This is a genomic window from Pseudarthrobacter enclensis, from assembly GCF_030811655.1.
Classification (GTDB): Bacteria; Actinomycetota; Actinomycetes; order Actinomycetales; family Micrococcaceae; genus Arthrobacter; species Arthrobacter enclensis_A.
In genome coordinates this window covers 60,809-77,536 of sequence record NZ_JAUSRE010000007.1, presented here as the reverse complement: position 1 = coordinate 77,536, position 16,728 = coordinate 60,809, and the positions used below count along the sequence as shown (strand labels likewise).

19 protein-coding genes are annotated in these 16,728 nt (G+C 65.4%); 10 read left to right on the top strand and 9 right to left on the bottom strand.

The genetic code is table 11. The annotated features are described in order from the left end of the window. Positions 1-44: 44 nt before the first annotated feature. The gene (locus J2X98_RS08550; protein WP_307306653.1) at positions 45-1,034 is read right to left on the bottom strand and encodes a general stress protein; all 990 of its coding nucleotides are present in this window, start codon (positions 1,032-1,034) and stop codon (positions 45-47) included. Between the two features lie 77 nt (positions 1,035-1,111). Here J2X98_RS08550 and J2X98_RS08545 point away from each other — a divergent pair, with 77 nt between their 5' ends. The 3 genes from J2X98_RS08545 (at position 1,112) to J2X98_RS08535 (ending at position 4,292) form a co-directional block, all read left to right on the top strand. After that, on the top strand, positions 1,112-2,395 hold the full coding sequence (locus J2X98_RS08545) for a magnesium transporter MgtE N-terminal domain-containing protein (RefSeq protein ID WP_141942396.1): 1,284 nt from the start codon (positions 1,112-1,114) through the stop codon (positions 2,393-2,395). Beyond that, positions 2,379-3,071 (top strand): DUF1003 domain-containing protein, encoded by a 693-nt coding sequence (locus tag J2X98_RS08540; protein WP_141942398.1) that lies wholly within the window; start codon positions 2,379-2,381, stop codon positions 3,069-3,071. Before J2X98_RS08545 ends, J2X98_RS08540 begins: the two co-directional genes overlap by 17 nt. Before the next feature lie 63 nt (positions 3,072-3,134). Then, the gene (locus J2X98_RS08535; RefSeq protein WP_307306646.1) at positions 3,135-4,292 is read left to right on the top strand and encodes an Mrp/NBP35 family ATP-binding protein; all 1,158 of its coding nucleotides are present in this window, start codon (positions 3,135-3,137) and stop codon (positions 4,290-4,292) included. Between the two features lie 7 nt (positions 4,293-4,299). Here J2X98_RS08535 and J2X98_RS08530 read toward each other — a convergent pair whose 3' ends face one another. The 3 genes from J2X98_RS08530 to sigE all read right to left on the bottom strand — a co-directional run bounded on the left by J2X98_RS08530 (position 4,300) and on the right by sigE (position 6,280). Further along, positions 4,300-4,704, bottom strand: a complete 405-nt coding sequence (locus J2X98_RS08530; RefSeq protein ID WP_141942402.1) for a Sec-independent protein translocase TatB — start codon at positions 4,702-4,704, stop codon at positions 4,300-4,302. 69 nt (positions 4,705-4,773) lie between these two features. Continuing rightward, on the bottom strand, positions 4,774-5,658 hold the full coding sequence (locus J2X98_RS08525; RefSeq protein WP_307306641.1) for an anti-sigma factor: 885 nt from the start codon (positions 5,656-5,658) through the stop codon (positions 4,774-4,776). A 7-nt stretch (positions 5,659-5,665) separates the two neighbouring features. Beyond that, positions 5,666-6,280 (bottom strand): RNA polymerase sigma factor SigE, encoded by a 615-nt coding sequence (gene sigE, locus J2X98_RS08520; RefSeq protein WP_141942407.1) that lies wholly within the window; start codon positions 6,278-6,280, stop codon positions 5,666-5,668. Between the two features lie 229 nt (positions 6,281-6,509). On the opposite strand from sigE, the gene J2X98_RS08515 reads away from it, so the two are divergent. Continuing rightward, on the top strand, positions 6,510-7,142 hold the full coding sequence (locus tag J2X98_RS08515) for an O-methyltransferase (protein WP_307306637.1): 633 nt from the start codon (positions 6,510-6,512) through the stop codon (positions 7,140-7,142). Between the two features lie 59 nt (positions 7,143-7,201). Here J2X98_RS08515 and J2X98_RS08510 read toward each other — a convergent pair whose 3' ends face one another. The 4 genes from J2X98_RS08510 to J2X98_RS08495 all read right to left on the bottom strand — a co-directional run bounded on the left by J2X98_RS08510 (position 7,202) and on the right by J2X98_RS08495 (position 10,135). Next, a complete protein-coding gene (locus tag J2X98_RS08510) occupies positions 7,202-7,369 on the bottom strand; it encodes a DUF3117 domain-containing protein (RefSeq protein ID WP_009357720.1) in 168 nt (55 codons plus the stop codon). A 234-nt stretch (positions 7,370-7,603) separates the two neighbouring features. Then, positions 7,604-8,851 carry a hypothetical protein gene (locus J2X98_RS08505; protein WP_373460857.1) on the bottom strand — a complete coding sequence of 416 codons (1,248 nt, stop codon included), beginning with the start codon at positions 8,849-8,851 and terminating at the stop codon, positions 7,604-7,606. Between the two features lie 5 nt (positions 8,852-8,856). Continuing rightward, on the bottom strand, positions 8,857-9,309 hold the full coding sequence (locus J2X98_RS08500; RefSeq protein ID WP_307306632.1) for a DivIVA domain-containing protein: 453 nt from the start codon (positions 9,307-9,309) through the stop codon (positions 8,857-8,859). Positions 9,310-9,352: 43 nt separating this feature from the next. Beyond that, the gene (locus tag J2X98_RS08495; RefSeq protein WP_141942415.1) at positions 9,353-10,135 is read right to left on the bottom strand and encodes an LOG family protein; all 783 of its coding nucleotides are present in this window, start codon (positions 10,133-10,135) and stop codon (positions 9,353-9,355) included. 104 nt (positions 10,136-10,239) lie between these two features. Here J2X98_RS08495 and J2X98_RS08490 point away from each other — a divergent pair, with 104 nt between their 5' ends. The 4 genes from J2X98_RS08490 (at position 10,240) to J2X98_RS08475 (ending at position 13,511) form a co-directional block, all read left to right on the top strand. Then, a complete protein-coding gene (locus J2X98_RS08490; protein ID WP_141942417.1) occupies positions 10,240-10,995 on the top strand; it encodes an amino acid ABC transporter ATP-binding protein in 756 nt (251 codons plus the stop codon). 54 nt (positions 10,996-11,049) lie between these two features. Then, a complete protein-coding gene (locus J2X98_RS08485) occupies positions 11,050-11,952 on the top strand; it encodes a glutamate ABC transporter substrate-binding protein (protein WP_141942419.1) in 903 nt (300 codons plus the stop codon). Positions 11,953-12,015: 63 nt separating this feature from the next. Next, the gene (locus J2X98_RS08480; protein WP_141942421.1) at positions 12,016-12,663 is read left to right on the top strand and encodes an amino acid ABC transporter permease; all 648 of its coding nucleotides are present in this window, start codon (positions 12,016-12,018) and stop codon (positions 12,661-12,663) included. Then, entirely contained in the window at positions 12,660-13,511 is an 852-nt protein-coding gene (locus J2X98_RS08475) for an amino acid ABC transporter permease (RefSeq protein WP_141942422.1), read from the top strand. The genes J2X98_RS08480 and J2X98_RS08475 overlap by 4 nt, the downstream gene beginning before the upstream one ends. Before the next feature lie 105 nt (positions 13,512-13,616). Here the strand turns inward: J2X98_RS08475 and dapE are convergent, their stop codons facing one another. Further along, positions 13,617-14,753 (bottom strand): succinyl-diaminopimelate desuccinylase, encoded by a 1,137-nt coding sequence (gene dapE, locus J2X98_RS08470; protein WP_307306620.1) that lies wholly within the window; start codon positions 14,751-14,753, stop codon positions 13,617-13,619. A gap of 51 nt (positions 14,754-14,804) precedes the next feature. Here dapE and dapD point away from each other — a divergent pair, with 51 nt between their 5' ends. Both dapD and J2X98_RS08460 read left to right on the top strand, forming a co-directional pair. Further along, positions 14,805-15,833: a 2,3,4,5-tetrahydropyridine-2,6-dicarboxylate N-succinyltransferase gene (gene dapD, locus J2X98_RS08465; protein WP_307306618.1), complete on the top strand. Its 1,029-nt coding sequence runs from the start codon at positions 14,805-14,807 to the stop codon at positions 15,831-15,833. 22 nt (positions 15,834-15,855) lie between these two features. Then, a complete protein-coding gene (locus J2X98_RS08460) occupies positions 15,856-16,713 on the top strand; it encodes a hypothetical protein (RefSeq protein ID WP_307306851.1) in 858 nt (285 codons plus the stop codon). The last annotated feature ends 15 nt before the right edge of the window (positions 16,714-16,728 follow it).

Genomic DNA, 16,728 nt, shown 5'->3' with positions numbered 1-16,728 from the left:
TCCCGCTCTTCGTTACGGGGCAGGAAGCTTACGGCCCCGTCGTGCTAGTGACGGTGTCCGCCCTGGTTCTGGTCCCCGTCGGGTCCATACTTCTGGTCTGCGGGGTGTTCCGTGCCGTCATGCGGCTGGGGCCCGGGAGCGTTTCCTGCGCTGTGTCCCGCTCCCGGCTTACCGGCGTCGGCAGCCGGGCCCTGCGGGAGCCGGACGCCATATTGCGGCCGGCCGTCCGGCAGATCCGGGTAGCGGACCGAACGGACAGGCTGGGGCGCCTGCTGGTGCTGCCCGCCGTCGACCGGGTAACCATGCCCGTCCTGCCCTGATCCGTCCTGCGCCGGGCCGTCCTGCGCTGATCCGTCCTGCCCTGGGCCGTCATGGGCCGAGGAGCCGGAGGACCGCTGGCCGTACGGATCGTTCCAGCCAGCCGGGCGGGCGGGACCCTGGCCCTGCTGCTGCGGGTGCTGCTGCTGGTACGGCTGGTTGTAGTAGTCGCTTTGCGTGTAGGGGCCGTGGCCGGATGCCGCGTCGGAACGGGACATGGGCAGCTGCTGCAGCAGGCGGCGGGCCTCATGGGCTGCCTCCGGGGCCACGATGACGTCATAGCTGGTTGCCACGACCTGGCTGGTGGAGGTGAAGTCCCGCTTGCCGCGCTGCATGGCGTAGGTGACGATGCCGAAGAGCATGAAGAATGCCGCACCCATGAGCACCGAGGTCATGATGGAAAAGTAGCCCGGTGACGGCGCGAAGAAGGAGAGCATGACGCCTACGAACAGGCCGAACCACATACCGCTCAGTGCCCCCGACAGGGCCACCCGCGGGTAGCTCAGGCGCCCCGTGACCCGCTCAACCATCTTGAGCTCGTTACCCACGATGGACACCAACTGGACCGGAAACTGCTGGTCCGCCAGGTAGTCAACCGCCTTTTGGGCGTCGAGGTAAGAGGTGTAAGAGCCAACGGTGTCACCGGTGGGAACAGCCCGGGCATCGTCCGGACCGTTCGGAGAGCCGGCCCTGGGTGCACCAAATATGTTCGACATAACCCCATTCTTGCCCATCGAGGTGGATGCTGCCTGTAAATTCAGCTAAAAGAGAGCAGACTCGGTAGCCTGTAGTGGTGAGTACAACACCTACACGCGTCTTCGTGGCACGCCTCCTGGGCCTCGACGTCTTCGACCCGCTGGGCGACCGGCTGGGCCGGCTGCGCGACGTTGTTGTGCTGTCCCGCGGAACCCAGGGACCCCCGCATGTGGTGGGCATCGTGGTGGAAGTCCCCGGTAAAAAGCGCGTCTTCGTACCCATGACCCGCATCACCTCCATCGACCAGACCCAGATCATCTGCACGGGCCTGGTCAACCTGCGCCGGTTCGAACAGCGCGGGGCGGAAACCCTGGTGGTGGCCGAAATGTTCGACCGCCGCGTCACCCTTCGCGACGGCAGCGGCGACGCCACCATCGAGGACATTGCCATAGACCAGCACCGCTCGCGCGACTGGTTCGTCAGCAAGCTCTTCGTCCGGCGCGGCCATTCGCTGTCCCCCTTGAGCCGCCTGCGCCGCAACGAAACCCTGATCATTGACTGGGCCGACGCCCTTCAGGGCCAGAAGACCGAACCCCAGGCCGCCACCCAGTTCGTGGCCAACCACGAGGACCTCAAACCCGCGGACTTCGCCGAGGCCCTGCAGGAGATGAGCGACAAACGCCGGTTCGAGGTCGCCAGCGAACTGCAGGACGAACGCCTGGCGGACGTGCTGCAGGAACTTCCCGAGGACGACCAGGTGGAGATTCTTTCCGCCCTGGATGTCCAGCGCGCCGCCGACGTCCTGGAGGAGATGGATCCGGACGACGCTGCCGACCTCCTCGGTGAACTCCCCTCGGCCCAGGCCGAGGAACTGCTCCAGCTCATGGAACCCGAAGGCGCCGAGGACGTCCGCCGCCTGCTCGAATACGACGAGGACACCGCGGGCGGCCTCATGACGCCTGTCCCGGTCATCCTTCCGCCGGAAGCCACGGTGGCTGAAGCCCTGGCGCACGTCCGGCGGGAGGAACTCTCCCCGGCCCTCGCGTCGTCCATCTTCATTGCCCGGCCGCCGCTGGAGACGCCCACGGGCCGGTTCCTCGGCGTGGTGCACATCCAGCAGCTGCTGCGTTTCCCGCCGTTCGAAGCACTGGGAAACCTCGTGGACAAGAACCTCGAGCCGTTGTCCGACCAGGCCCATATCAGCGAAGTGGCGCGGACCCTGGCCACTTATAACCTGAACTCCCTCCCGGTGGTTAATGACGCCGGCCGGCTTGTGGGGGCGGTGACTGTTGATGACGTATTGGATCATTTGTTGCCGGACGACTGGCGCGCCCATGATGGCGAAGCCCCGATAAGAAAGCTCGGTGGCCGCATTGGCTGATATCAGTGCCCCGAAGAATCCCAACCAGCGGAACCTGGCCAAAGCGGAATCAAGAGGCAGCCTGGACACGCCCCTGAGCGGCCGGCAACGGATCCTGCCCGCGTTCCGGCCCGACCCGGATGCCTTCGGACACGCCACCGAGGCCTTTGCCCGGTTCATGGGCACGCCCCAGTTCCTGGTCTACATGACGATCTTCTGCATCTTCTGGCTGGGCTGGAACACCTGGGCCCCGGCCGAATGGCAGTTCGACTCGCGGGACCTTGGGTTCACGCTGCTGACCCTCATGCTGTCGCTGCAGGCCTCATACGCGGCGCCCCTCCTGCTGCTGGCGCAGAACCGTCAGGATGACCGCGACCGCGTCTCCCTGCAGCAGGACCGCCAGCGCGCCGAACGCAATCTCTCCGACACCGAATACCTCACGCGGGAGCTTGCCTCCCTGCGGATCGCCCTGCGGGAAGTGGCCACCCGTGATTACGTCCGGGCCGAACTCCGGTCGCTCCTCGAGGACCTGCTGGAAGCGCAGGAGGAACTGCGGACGCATGAGGACTCTGGCCCCGGTTCGCACGAATCCCCGCGCGACAAGGTCAGGGACAGGCTGCGCGAGCAACGGGACCGGCAACGCAACCCCCGCACGCAGCAGATTCCACGGGTCAAGCCCGGCCACTCTGCCCAATGACCGGCAAACCGCACAGCATCCGCCGGCCGGCAGCCCCAACCGCATGAAAGCCGAGGCTCTTCCATGAGCGCCCCCACCGATCCCGCAGCAGCCAACGGATCCCCGCAGCACCAGGCCATCGAAGAAGCCCTGGCCACGGTCATCGACCCCGAGCTCCGCCGCCCCATCACCGAACTGGGCATGGTGGAGTCTGTCAGGGTTTCCGGCGACGGCAAGGTCACCCTGGCGGTGCTGCTCACCATTGCCGGCTGCCCCCTGCGCGACACCATCACCACCGACTCCAGGAACGCCCTTATGGCGGTTCCCGGTGTCACCGACGTGCATGTGGAGCTCAAGGTGATGGACCAGGCGCAGCGCGACGCCCTCAAGGAGAAGCTGCGCGGCGCGGGCGGCCAACGCCGGATTCCGTTCAACGAGCCCGATTCGCTCACCAAGGTCTACGCGGTGGCCAGCGGCAAGGGCGGGGTCGGCAAGTCGTCGGTGACAGTCAACCTTGCCTGCGCACTGGCTGCCCAGGGACTGCGCGTGGGCATCGTGGACGCAGATGTGTACGGCTTCTCCGTCCCTGCGCTCATGGGCATCACGCAAAAACCCACCCAGGTGGACGACATGATCCTTCCGCCGGTGGCTTACGGTGTCAAGGTCATCTCCATCGGCATGTTTGTCTCCGGCAACAAGCCCGTTGCCTGGCGCGGCCCCATGCTGCACCGCGCCTTGGAGCAGTTCCTCACCGACGTCTATTTCGGGGACCTGGATGCCTTGTTCCTGGATCTCCCCCCGGGTACCGGTGACATCGCAATTTCCGTGGCGCAGCTGCTGCCCAAGGCGGAAATCCTGGTGGTCACCACGCCCCAGGCGGCGGCCGCGGACGTCGCGGAACGCGCCGGCGCCATCGCCACCCAGACGGGACAAACCATTGCAGGGGTCATCGAGAACATGTCCTACCTGGAAATGCCCGACGGCGGCAGGATGGAGTTGTTCGGAAGCGGCGGCGGGGCGGTACTCACCGAGCGCCTCAGCAGCACTGTTGGCGCCGAAGTACCGTTGCTCGGCCAGATTCCCCTGGACATCCAGCTGCGCGAGGGCGGAGACACAGGCGTTCCCATCGTCCTGGGGCGCCCGGAAGCGGCGGGAGCGGCTGCGCTGGCAGGAATCGCAGGGCAGCTGGCAGCTAAACCGCGCGGTCTCGCTGGAATGAAGCTGGGGTTGCAGCCCCGCTGAGTGCCCCCTAGGTGGCTTCGGTGTCGAACGGGGCGGTCTCGCCCGGCGCGAGCCGCTGCACAACCCTTTCCGGCCGTTTGGAAGCAGACTCGGCGGCTGCGGCGGCACCGGAAACGGCGGCCACGGCGGCCGGTGCGCCTGCGCTGACCGGCTTGGTGTCGTCGTCGAGCAGTGCTTCCTTGATGATGCGCCGGGGATCATACTGGCGGGGATCGTATTTCTTCCAGTCGACATCATCGATGTCGATGCCTACTTCTTCCTTGATCTGTTCCCGCGCGCCATTGGCCATGCGGCGGACTTCCTTGACCAGGTTTGCCAGCTTCTGGGTGTATTCGGGCAGCCGCTGGGGGCCGATCACCAGCACACCAATGATCAGCAGAACGATGAACTCCGGGCCGTTGATTCCAAACACTTTAGGAAGATTACCCTCTCCGGGCCCGGAGTGACGATTTCCGTCCGGCGGACGGAGCAACAGTGCGCATCACCGGGAGAACAGCCCCGCGATCTTTGTGAATCCGCGCTCGAGCCGGCTCTCCAGGGGTTCGGCGCCCTGCCCATCAGTCGAGTCCGGAACGGCCGCCGCCACCCCCTCCGCGGCGGTGTCGGCCATGCGCTTGAGGATGGGCAGGGCATCGTCGGACACGCCGGCAGGAAGGTCGGAACGGTAGGTGATGGTGAGGCCGGCTGTCCGGTAGGTGGCTGCCCGGTTGGTGCCGTCCCACTCCTGATGGATGCCTTCTCCCTGGGGTTGTGGCTGTGCATCTCCCGCCTGCGGGGCCTGGGCTGAGGCCTGCACCGGGTGCTCCTCAGTAATGGTGGCGTGATGGGAGCCATCGGTGAGCCGCAGCTCCACGGCCGGCTGGCCATTGACTATCAGCGCCTTGGCCGTCTCCAGGTGGAACCCCATGGACTGCAGTTCCGGGCAAGCCCACCCGTCGGAGCGGAGGGTGGCCAGTTGCGCATCGGTCAACGTCCGGCCGTCGGCGGGGGTTTGTGACGAGACGTGCGAGAAGGCGGCGTCGCTGTCCCCTGCAGCGCCCGAACCGGGATCCCCGGCCGCCGTAAACGCACCGACGGCCAGCACCCCGGCGGCAGCCACCGTTCCGCCCGCGGTCAGCGCCAGCGCCCGGGCAGCCACCCGGGACGGACCGCCCTGTTGCGGGGGCACCGGCTCCTGTGCAGCCAGATGGTGGGTGCGGGCCAGCAGCCGGGCCGTGAGGTCATCACTGGCAGGCGGAATGGGAGCGTCCCGGAGACGCTCGATGTACTGCCGTTCCCGGCGGACGGTGGCAGCACACTCCTGGCAGGCCTCGAGGTGGCTGCCGGTGCGCTGATGCCTGCCGCCGAAAGGAAACTGGGACCTCATGCGCCGTTCAGAGGATGCCGGCGATGCGGGGCATCGAAAGCTTGCGGCGGGGCTGCTGCGGGCGCGGGTCGCGGTGGGCCAGCTTCTCCCGCAGCATCGTGCGGCCACGGTGGATGCGCGAACGGACCGTGCCCAGTTTGACGCCAAGAGCCTCGGCGACTTCGTCGTAGGACAGCCCTTCCAGGTCGCACAGGACCACCGCTGCGCGGAAGTCCGGCGGAAGTTCCTCCAGCGCGGCCTGGACGTCCAGGTCCAGGTTGTTCAGCTCAAAGCTTTGCTCCGGACCGGGCTCACGGCCGGGGAGACGGGACTCCGCGTCTTCCGCCAGTGCGTCGAACCGGATGCGGGTCTTGCGCCGGGCCTGGTCAAGGAACAGGTTTGTGGTGATCCGGTGCAACCAGCCGTCCAGCGTTCCCGGCTTGAAGTTGTCCAGGGAACGGAAGACGCGGACGAACACTTCCTGGGTGAGGTCCTCGGCGTCGAATTTGTTTCCGGTAAGGCGGTAGGCAAGCCGGTAGACCTTCGCGGAATGGTTGGTGACCACTTCTTCCCAGGTGGGACGGACCCACTCATCATCGGGATTGTTTACTGCAGGGACAGGTGCCACAACTGAAGATGACATCGTCCACTCCCCTCGTGGAATGCTAACGCCCGGATACTGTTGACATCTCTGATTCGGCGCCGGTCACCTTTTGGATGAGCGGATATTAATCATGTCAAACTTCGCTGGGAATTTCCTGACCGGCGGCCAACTTCCGCCTTGGGCGCAACGGCTGCTTCCCGAGGCTGCCGGGCCGGACACAGTAGGCTTGAGGAGACATTCCCCCTTTACGCCCAGAAAGCGATATTCCATGAGCGCCGACAAGTCCAGCAGCTGGTCCTATTCAGAAGATCTGCCCGCTGAGGATGAGGTTATGCTTCGGGCCCGGGAACGGTCATTCGAACTCGGCGTCAGCGCCATCAGCCCCGGCGTGGGTGCGGTCCTCACCGTGCTCGCTGCTGCGTCCAAGGCCCAGACCGCCGTGGAAATCGGCACCGGCGCCGGCGTCTCGGGCGTCTGCCTGCTGCGGGGCCTGGGTCCGCACGCAGTCCTGACCACCATCGACGTGGACGTTGAGCACCTGAGGGCAGCCCGCGAAGCGTTCGCGGAGGCCGGCAGCCCTGCCAACCGTACCCGCACCATCTCGGGCCGCGCCGGCGACGTCCTGCCCCGGCTCACTGACGGCGCGTACGACCTTGTCTTCATCGACGCCGACAAGCCCGGGCTGCCCGGCTACGTGGAGCAGGCCGTCCGGCTGCTCAAGCGCGCGGGGCTGCTGGTCATCAACGACGCACTGGACAAGGACAAGGTGGCCAATCCGGCCGGCCGCGAGCCCAACACGGTGACCCTCCGGCAGGTGGGGAAGGCAATCCGCGACGACGACCGGCTGTCCTCGGCGATGCTTCCCACCGGCGACGGCCTGCTGGTGGCCGTCAAGAAATAGGTGTCCCGGTAAAAGGACTGGGTCCGCAGCCCGCAGGCCGCGGACCCAGTCCGGCACGATTATTCGGTAACGCCTACCAGGCATTCCTTGAGGTTCGCTGCTTCGGCAGCGTTCAGTTCGACCACCAGGCGCCCGCCGCCTTCGAGCGGGACGCGCATGATCAGGCTGCGGCCCTCCTTGGTGACTTCCATTGGGCCGTCGCCGGTGCGTGGTTTCATAGCCGCCATGAGGAATTCCCCTCCATTTTGTCCCAGGACTGATCAGCCCGGGCGGGCTGTGTCCGCATGTCGATCAGGCCGCTGTGGCGGGGTGGTGCTTCCACCGCCGAGGCTGCGCGTTTTCTGAATGCTTTTGTCCTTGCTTACCTATCATTATCCCGGAATTACCCGCACGTAGCTAATCGATGGACATTTCTGCACGACTGCGATTCGGGCCCTGACCTGCGCAGAAGCCCCATTTTGCTACGGCGGATAATCGCCTCCACTGGGCAGGGGCGCCCACGCCCACAGCCACACGATCCAGACGATCTGAAGCAGCACGAACATGACAACCACCGTCCCGCGGTAAGCCCTTGAGCGGGACAGGAACACCGCACCCAGGGCCAGCGGAAACAGCGGCAGCAGCATCCTGAAAGTGCTGGTCTGCGGGTGGAGGAAGGCCAGCAGGTAACCCATGTAGCAGGCACACCAGAGCCTCAGTTCGGTTCCGAGCTGTTTGACAGGGGGAAGGAAAAGCATCACGGCGAACAGTGCCGTGAACACCAATGGTGCGAGGAGGCCCAGTACGGGGCCGAAGAGCTCGACGCCGGTGTCAAACCACGGCTTGAAGGGCACCAGGTCATGGCCACGCCAGACCGTCTCGGTCTTGGTATACGCCTGGGGGTCGCCGGTGGCTGCCCAGGCCAATGCGGGCCAGGTGAGCGCGGATACACCTGCGGCTGCGGTGAGGCCGGCCAGAGCACCGAGGTCACGGAGCGAGTGGGGTGCTTCGCCGCGGGAGTCCTGCCGCCCGTTGCGGGTGTACGCGACGGCACGGAACACCAGGAGGAACCCGACCGTTGCGGCAAAAGGAACGCCCACCGGCCGGGACAGGCCCAGCAGGACCACCGAAGGTATGGCCCACAGGTATTGCCTGCGCACCACCAGCAGCAGTGCCCATGCAAGCAGCATGAGGGACAGCGGTTCCGCATAAGGTACCTGGAGAACGGCGGAGACCGGAAAGACCGAAAAAAACACCACGCCCCACATCGCCGGGGCGTGGGCGGCTTTTTGCCGGAAAAGCCGGTATACGGCCAGCGCGGAACCCCACCCGGCCAGCATGGCTATCAGCGTGAGCGAGGCGGCCGGACTCAAGCCCGTGAGGCGGCTCAGTCCACCGGCCAGGGCAGGAAAGAGCGGGTAGAACGCCCAGGTATTTTCCTGCACATTGCCTGCCGCGTCCGTGGGGAGGACGGAGGGATAGCCGCTGGCGATGACCTGGCCGTACCAACGGGCGTCCCAGATGTCTATGAAGTTCCAGTAGTCCGGTTTCGGCGGAAACCACGGGTTGGGACCTTGGTGGAGCGCTGCGGCCATGAAGATGCAGGCAGAGACCAGCCGGGCAACAGCATACAAAGCGGTGACCTGGAGCCACCAGGGCCAGGCGCGGACAGCGGTAGCCGCACGCTGGACTGCGCTGCCCACGGCAGATGAGGTATTGGGGTGGGCCACCGTGCTCACAGTCCGCCCTTCCCCGGAGTGGCAACCTCATGGGCGGTTGTGCCGCCGGTTCCATGGCCCGGATCCTCCGGGGACGTTCCTGCGGAAACCGGGGGTCCGCCGTCGGAATCCTCCTCCGCGGGCTGCTCCATGGCAGCCAGCCGGCCCCGCAGCTCCGCCAGTTCCGCATCCCGTGCAGCCAACTGGTCCCGCAGTTCATCAAGGACCTGGTCCACTTGGTCCATCCGGTAGCCGCGCAGGCCCAGTGAGAAGCGCAGGCGGGTGATGTCGGCCGGAACCGCGTGCTCGGGGAGCAGCACGGGAGGGAGGTTGGCCGGGGGTTCTTCGAATCCGCCGTCAAGGAGGGCGGGCAGTCCGGCGGCATTGGTTTTCCGCGGGCGAAGGCCCAGGCCGGCCCAAAGGACCGCCGCAACCAGCACGACGGCGAGGAAGACGAGGAAGAAACTCACTGTCCCATCGTGCCAGACCGTTGGCGGGAACTCCCGCGCACGGCTACTCCGGCCTCTGCTCTCCGTTCAGGGACGGGGTCACGGCGACGTGCAGGACACGGTCAACCGCCTCCGCAGGATCGTCCACGAGCTGGATGAGGTCCAGGTCCTTCTCGGAGACCATGCCCTCGGCCACCAGGGTGCCCCTGATCCAGTCGATCATCGGACCCCAGAAATCGACGCCGAGGAGAACGATGGGGAAGGACGTCACCTTCCGGGTCTGGACCAGGACCATGGCCTCGAACAGCTCATCGAGGGTGCCCAGGCCGCCAGGCAGCACAATGAAGCCCTGTGCGTATTTGACGAACATGGTCTTGCGGGCAAAGAAGTAACGGAAGTTGATGCCCAGGTCCACCCACTGGTTCAGGCCCTGTTCAAACGGCAGCTCAATGCCAAGTCCCACCGAGACACCGTTGCCTTCCACGGTCCCCCGGTTGGCTGCCTCCATGGAACCAGGGCCGCCGCCGGTGATGACCGCGACCCCGGCCTCGGCCAGCTTGCGGCCCACCTCGACGCCCATTTCGTAGTAGGTGCTGCCGGGCTTGGTCCGTGCAGATCCGAAGACGCTGACGGCCTTTCCAATGTCCGCGAGCGCACCGAAGCCCTCTACGAACTCGCTCTGGATCCGGAGGACCCGCCATGGATCGGTATGGACGAATTGGCCGGCGCCCTTGGTATCAAGCAGATGCTGGTCCGACATTTCCACGGCCGCCTGCTTGCGCCGCAGCTCAAGAGGGCCTTTACGGCGCGGCTGGGAATTCTTGGCCGGATCTGCGTTGATACTCATTCCCCTAGGCTAACCTCCAACGTGAGGTATCTCTTGAATCACGATCAGGGGGAACCGGGGGTGATTGGCGTCATAACCCTCGGTTGTTCGCTAGATTCTTTTCTATGACTACACATGTGCCCGGCGATGCTCTCGTCTCCCTGAACGCCGTTAACAAGCATTACGGCCAGCTGCACGTTCTGAAGGACATCAACCTCCAGGTCCGCAAGGGCGAGGTTGTTGTGGTCATCGGACCCTCGGGCTCCGGTAAGTCCACCCTCTGCCGGGCAATCAACCGCCTGGAGACCATTGAGGGTGGAACCATCACCATCGACGGCAAGGTCCTGCCGGAAGAAGGCAAGGAGCTGGCCAAGCTCCGCGCCGACGTCGGAATGGTTTTCCAGTCCTTCAACCTGTTCGCGCACAAAACCATCCTTGAAAACGTCACGCTCGGTCCCATCAAGGTCAAGGGGGCGTCGAAGGCGGAAGCTGAAAAGGAAGCCATGGCCCTGCTGGAGCGCGTCGGCGTCGGCCAGCAGGCACCCAAGCTTCCCGCCCAGCTCTCCGGCGGCCAGCAGCAGCGCGTCGCTATTGCACGTGCCTTGGCAATGAAGCCAAAGGTCATGCTGTTCGACGAGCCAACCTCCGCACTCGACCCCGAAATGATCAACGAGGTCCTGGACGTCATGGTGCAGCTGGCCAAGGAAGGCATGACCATGATCGTGGTCACCCACGAGATGGGCTTCGCCCGCAAGGCGGCCGACCGCGTGGTCTTCATGGCCGACGGCCAGATTGTCGAGGACGAGACGCCCGAGGAGTTCTTCACCAACCCGAAGAGCGACCGTGCCAAGGACTTCCTGTCCAAGCTCCTCACCCACTAGGCACACTGCACCCCATTCGGCCGCCGCGCGCGGCCGACCAATGAAAGGTATCTGATGAAGAAATTCTTTACCCGGAAGAAGCCGCTGCTTGTCGCGGCAACCGCGGCCCTGGCGCTTTCCCTCAGCGCCTGTGGCGGTTCCGGCGGCGGCGGCACGGCTTCCTCCGGCACGGATGAAGCCCCTTACAAGGTTGCTGACAACGTGACCCTCACCGGCAGCCCCACCTACGACGCCATCAAGTCCAGCGGCAAGGTCCGCATCGGCGTCAAGCAGGACCAGCCGGGCCTTGGCTTCAAAGACGCGGCCACCGGTGAATACACGGGCTTCGACATTGAGATCGCCAAATGGATCGCAGCATCACTGGGCATGAGCAAGGACAAGATTGAGTTCAAGCCCATTCCGTCCGCCAACCGCGAGTCCGCCATCACCAACGGGGACATCGACTACTACGTGGGCACCTACTCCATCACGGACAAGCGCAAGCAGCTGATCGACTTCGCCGGACCGTACTTCGTCACTGGCCAGGGCCTGCTGGTGAAGAAGGACAACTCCAGCATCAACAGCGAGAAGGACCTCTCGGGCAAGAACGTTTGCTCAGCGACGGGTTCCACCCCGATCCAGAACATCAAGGCAAACTTCCCGAACACCAAGACCACCGAATTTGATACCTACTCGCAGTGCGTCGAGGCGCTCAAGAGCGGCCAGGTTGACGCGGTCACTACCGACCAGGCCATCCTGCTCGGCTACGCTGCCCAGGAACCGGACAGCCTGAAGGTTGTGGGCCAGCCGTTCACCACTGAGAAGTACGGCGTCGGCCTGAAGAAGGGCGATACCGCGCTGCGTCAGTTCATGAACAAGACTTTCACCGACGGTAACTCTGTGTGGCAGAAGATCTACGACCAGACGCTGGGCCAGTCGGGCACCAAGGTCGAACAGCCCAAGGTAGAGAACTACTAAAACCAAAGTCGAGGGGGCGGCTGTGCAGCCGCCCCCTCTTCCACTGTCGAAAGCGACGATTCTGTGAATACGCTGCTGAACAATTCGGATCTCTTCATTACGGGTTTCCGGAACACGCTCATACTTTTCTTCTTCTCGGCGATCTTCGCCCTGGTCCTCGGTACCATCGTTGCCGCACTTCGGGTCTCCCCCGTTCCCGCCATGCGCGCCACTGCGACCCTCTACGTCAACGTGGTGCGGAATACCCCGCTGACGCTGGTTCTCTTCTTCTTCGCCCTCGGGTACCCGAAACTGGGCCTGGTGCCGATCGACTTCACCACCGCAGCCATCATCGGCCTCAGCCTCTACACCGCCACCTACGTGGCGGAAGCGGTCCGCTCCGGCATTAACACCGTGCCTGTAGGCCAGGCTGAGGCTGCCCGGGCCATCGGCCTGCCCTTCACCCAAACCCTCACCCTCGTGATCCTGCCGCAGGCTTTCCGCGCCGTCATCCCGCCGATGTTCAGCGTGTTCATCGCCCTGCTCAAGAACACCACGGTCGCCGCCGGTTTCTCGGTCTTTGAAGCCGGCGCCATCCGGGCAAACCTCTCCGAGCGCGGTGAACCCGCAATGACCGGGCTGCTGTGGGTCGCCCTGGTGTTCATCATCCTTGTCTTCATCCTTTCCGCGCTGCAGCGAAAGCTTGAACAGAAGTGGAAGGTTGCCCGATGAGTTCAATCCTTTTTGACGCCCCTGGCCCCAAGGCACGCTCCCGGTACCGGATTCTTGGCGTCGTCACCGCCCTCGTGATCCTGCTGATCGTCGGATTCGTCATCCTGCGCTTCGCGCAAAGCGGCCAGTTCGACGCTAAGAAGTGGCAGTTGTTCACTTTCCCGCTGGTGCAGCAGACCATCGCCCAGTCGGTCGGTGCCACGCTGTCCGCCTTCGCCACCGCCGCAGTCCTGAGCCTGGCCCTGGGTGTGCTCCTGGCATTTGGCCGGTTGTCCGACCGCCGCTGGATCAGCGCTCCCTGCTACGGCTTCACTGAGTTGTTCCGCGCCGTTCCGCTGCTGATCCTGATGATGATCTTTTACTATGGCCTGCCGACCATCGGGGTCCAGGGCATCACGCCGTTCACCGCGGTGGTGGCAGGACTGGTGCTGTACAACGGATCTGTCCTCGCCGAGGTCTTCCGGGCCGGCATCGAGTCGCTGCCTCGGGGCCAAAGCGAGGCCGGGTATGCGATTGGCCTGCCCAAGAGCAAGGTCATGACCAGCATCCTGCTGCCCCAGGCTGTCCGGTCCATGCTTCCGGTGATCATTTCCCAGCTGGTGGTCATATTGAAGGACACCGCCCTTGGATTCATCGTGACCTACAACGAGATCCTCTTCCAGGCGAAGTACTTCGGCAGCCAGATCCAGTACGGTTCCCCGATTATCCCGGCAGCCATTGTTGCCGCCGTGCTCTATGTGGGGATGTGCCTGATCCTGGCGGCTTTCGCCAAATGGCTGGAGCGCAGGCTTTCCCGCAAGCCCGGCGCGGCAGTCACACCCGCGGCTGCTGTTCCTGCCGAGGTGTAGCAACTTCGGCAGCGCCGCCGACGCGAAGGGCCCGGAACCGTCAGGTTCCTGGCCCTTCGCGCGTTTCGTGTCCCGGCCAGGGCGCCTCTTGGGCAGCAGCGCCGCTTAGCCGGCGAGCCACTCCTCCAGGGCGCGCAGGCAGGTGCGGATGGCGTCGGCGTCGACGTGCTCGTTGTCCTTGTGGGCCAGCAGGGCGTCGCCCGGGCCGAAGTTCACCGCGGGGATCCCCAGCTCGCTGAAACGTGCGACGTCGGTCCAGCCGTATTTGGGCTTGGGCTCGGCTCCCACGGCGGCAACGAATGAGGCGGCTGCCGGGTGCTGCAGGCCCGGACGGGCGCCTGCTGCGGCATCGGTGCGGACCACGTCGAAACCTTCCAACAGTTCCCGTACGTGGGCTTCGGCCTGGTCCGGCGTCTTGTCCGGCGCGAACCGGTAGTTGATCTCGACCACGCAGCGGTCCGGAATGACGTTGCCGGCAGTGCCGCCATTGATCTTCACCGCGTTCAGGCTTTCGCGGTAGTCCAGCCCGTCAACGTTGATGGTCCGGGGCTCGTAGGCTGCCAGGCGGGCCAGGATGGGGGCTGCGGCGTGGATGGCGTTGCTGCCCATCCATGCGCGGGCCGAGTGTGCGGCCTCCCCCACCGTGCGCGCCTCAAACCGGCTGGTGCCGTTGCAGCCGCCCTCCACCGTACCGTCGGTTGGCTCCAGCAGGATGGCGAAGTCGCCCGCCAGCAGGTCCCCGTGGTTGCGGACCAGGCGTCCAAGGCCGCTCTTGACCGCTTCCACTTCTTCATGGTCATAGAACACGAAGGTGACGTCCCGCTTAGGCTGCTTGCCGCCGTCGAACAGGCCTGCCGCCAGTGCCAGCTGGACTGCCACGCCGCCTTTCATGTCGGTGGCGCCACGGCCGTAAAGAATGCCTTCCCCGGGAACGCCAGACTCCCAAGTGGAGGGGACGGTGCCCTTGGCACCTTCGGTCAGCGGCAACGGGACCGTGTCCAGGTGACCGGCGAGGATGACCCGTTCACTGCGGCCCAGTTCAGTCCGGGCAATGATGGCGTCACCGTCTCGGACCACGGACAGCTGCGGAATCTGGAGCAAGGCAGCTTCAACTGCGTCCGCCAAAGGCCTCTCATTGCCCGACACACTGTTGATGTCCATCAGCGCCGCGGTCAGCAACGATACATCCTGGCGGAGGTCAAGGGTGGACACGAAAGATTCGGGGGCGGTTTCGGCAGTCACGAAGCCAGTCTAGTTCGAACCGCCCGCCTGGCCCTCGATAGACTGGAGCACATGACTGAGACCGCTTCCTCCGCCGTGCCCCAAACCCTGACCCCCAACGCCGATGACCGCTCCGCCTATGGCTTTGGCGTGGCCACCGTCGCCACCGCCGGCGGCGAGGCCACCGTCCTGGACGTCTGGTTCCCCGCACCGGCACTTGGCGTTGCAGCCGAAGACCTTCGATCCGTGGAAGACGCTGACGACGCCCTGACCCGCATCGCCGAGAACGGCGCCGATGAGGACCGCGGCACCGAGCAGAAAGTGGTCTTCGTCCAGATCAACCTCGACGAGGCTCCCGCTGATACGGCAGACGCCTACCTGCGGCTGCACCTCCTATCGCACCGCCTGGTCCGTCCGAACACGATCAACCTGGACGGCATCTTCGGCAAGCTCCCCAACGTGGTGTGGACCAACTTCGGCCCCGCCGCCGTCGAAGGCTTTGAACTGACCCGTGCCAAGCTGCGGCGCCGCGGCGCCGTCACGGTCTACGGCATCGACAAGTTCCCGCGGATGGTCGACTACGTGGTTCCCAGCGGCGTCAGGATCGCCGACGCCGACCGGGTACGCCTGGGTGCCCACCTGGCTGCCGGGACCACGGTCATGCACGAGGGCTTCGTGAACTTCAACGCCGGGACCCTGGGTACCTCCATGGTGGAGGGCCGGATCTCCGCGGGCGTCGTGACCGGGGACGGCAGCGACGTTGGCGGCGGCGCATCCATCATGGGTACCCTTTCCGGCGGCGGCAAGGAAAAGATCACCATCGGCGAGCGCGTCCTGCTCGGCGCGAACTCCGGCGTTGGTATCAGCATCGGCGATGATTCCGTGGTGGAGGCCGGCCTGTACGTCACGGCGGGCACCCGTGTGCGCGTTCCGGGCCCCAAGGACGAGGTGGGCGAAGACACTACGAGGATCGTCAAGGCTGCTGAACTGTCCGGCGTGCCCAACCTCCTGTTCCGGCGCAACTCCACCACGGGTGCCGTGGAGGCCCTGCCCCGCAAGGGCCAGACCGTTGAACTGAACGACGCGCTGCACGCCAACTAATTGCTCCGTGGCCCCCTTGTCTGTGGCGCGCAGGCGCGGCCTGCGCCGCCTTGCGGTGCTGCTCCTCACCCTCGCGCTGGTCGTGGGCGGAATCTACACTGCGGTGTATTTTGTGCAGCGTTCCGAGACCCTCGTTTCAGAGCGCTGCACAGCAACCGCCGGCGGGCGGAGCGGTGAACTCGCCCCGGACCAGGCAGCCAACGCAGCGCTGATCACTGCGGTGGCGGTGCGGCGCGGCCTCCCGGCACGTGCCGCCACCATCGCCCTGGCCACGGCCATGCAGGAGTCCAAACTGCGAAACATCGGGCACGGCGACCAGGCCGGCCCCGACTCCCGTGGCCTCTTCCAGCAGCGGCCGTCCCAGGGCTGGGGTACCGAGGCGCAAATCATGGATCCGTACTACGCCGTGAACGCCTTCTACGACGCCCTGGTAAAGATTCCCGGGTACGAGACGCTGGATATCACTGACGCGGCACAGCACGTCCAGCGGTCCGCCTACCCCAAGGCGTACGCCGAGCACGAGGATATGGGCAGGGCGTTCGCATCGGGACTGACAGGGCAAACGCCTGCAGGAGTGCAATGCACGCTGCGCTCCCCTACTGCGGCTGGCGATCCCGCGACGGTGGCCACTGAACTGGACCAGGGCTACGGCGGCGTGGACTCCCAGGTCGACGGTGGCACCCTGGTGGTCGATGTGGACGGCGCGCTGGCCTGGTCGGTGGCCCAGTGGGCGGTGGCCAACGCCAAGGACCTGGCAGTAACGCGGGTGGAAGTGGATGGACACACCTGGCAGCGGTCCGGCGGAGACGGATGGCAGGTCACGGGGTCTCCCGGGACGCAGGTGCGCATCACCGTGCGTACGGACGACGGCGGCAGCTGAGCGCCGCCGTCGCCG

Coding starts and splice junctions, on each gene's coding strand:
- J2X98_RS08550 (WP_307306653.1), bottom strand. CDS start 1,034: ATGTCGAACATATTTGGTGCACCCAGGGCCGGCTCTCCGAACGGTCCG.
- J2X98_RS08535 (WP_307306646.1), top strand. CDS start 3,135: ATGAGCGCCCCCACCGATCCCGCAGCAGCCAACGGATCCCCGCAGCAC.
- J2X98_RS08525 (WP_307306641.1), bottom strand. CDS start 5,658: ATGAGGTCCCAGTTTCCTTTCGGCGGCAGGCATCAGCGCACCGGCAGC.
- sigE (WP_141942407.1), bottom strand. CDS start 6,280: ATGTCATCTTCAGTTGTGGCACCTGTCCCTGCAGTAAACAATCCCGAT.
- J2X98_RS08515 (WP_307306637.1), top strand. CDS start 6,510: ATGAGCGCCGACAAGTCCAGCAGCTGGTCCTATTCAGAAGATCTGCCC.
- J2X98_RS08510 (WP_009357720.1), bottom strand. CDS start 7,369: ATGGCGGCTATGAAACCACGCACCGGCGACGGCCCAATGGAAGTCACC.
- J2X98_RS08495 (WP_141942415.1), bottom strand. CDS start 10,135: ATGAGTATCAACGCAGATCCGGCCAAGAATTCCCAGCCGCGCCGTAAA.
- J2X98_RS08490 (WP_141942417.1), top strand. CDS start 10,240: ATGACTACACATGTGCCCGGCGATGCTCTCGTCTCCCTGAACGCCGTT.
- J2X98_RS08485 (WP_141942419.1), top strand. CDS start 11,050: ATGAAGAAATTCTTTACCCGGAAGAAGCCGCTGCTTGTCGCGGCAACC.
- J2X98_RS08475 (WP_141942422.1), top strand. CDS start 12,660: ATGAGTTCAATCCTTTTTGACGCCCCTGGCCCCAAGGCACGCTCCCGG.
- dapD (WP_307306618.1), top strand. CDS start 14,805: ATGACTGAGACCGCTTCCTCCGCCGTGCCCCAAACCCTGACCCCCAAC.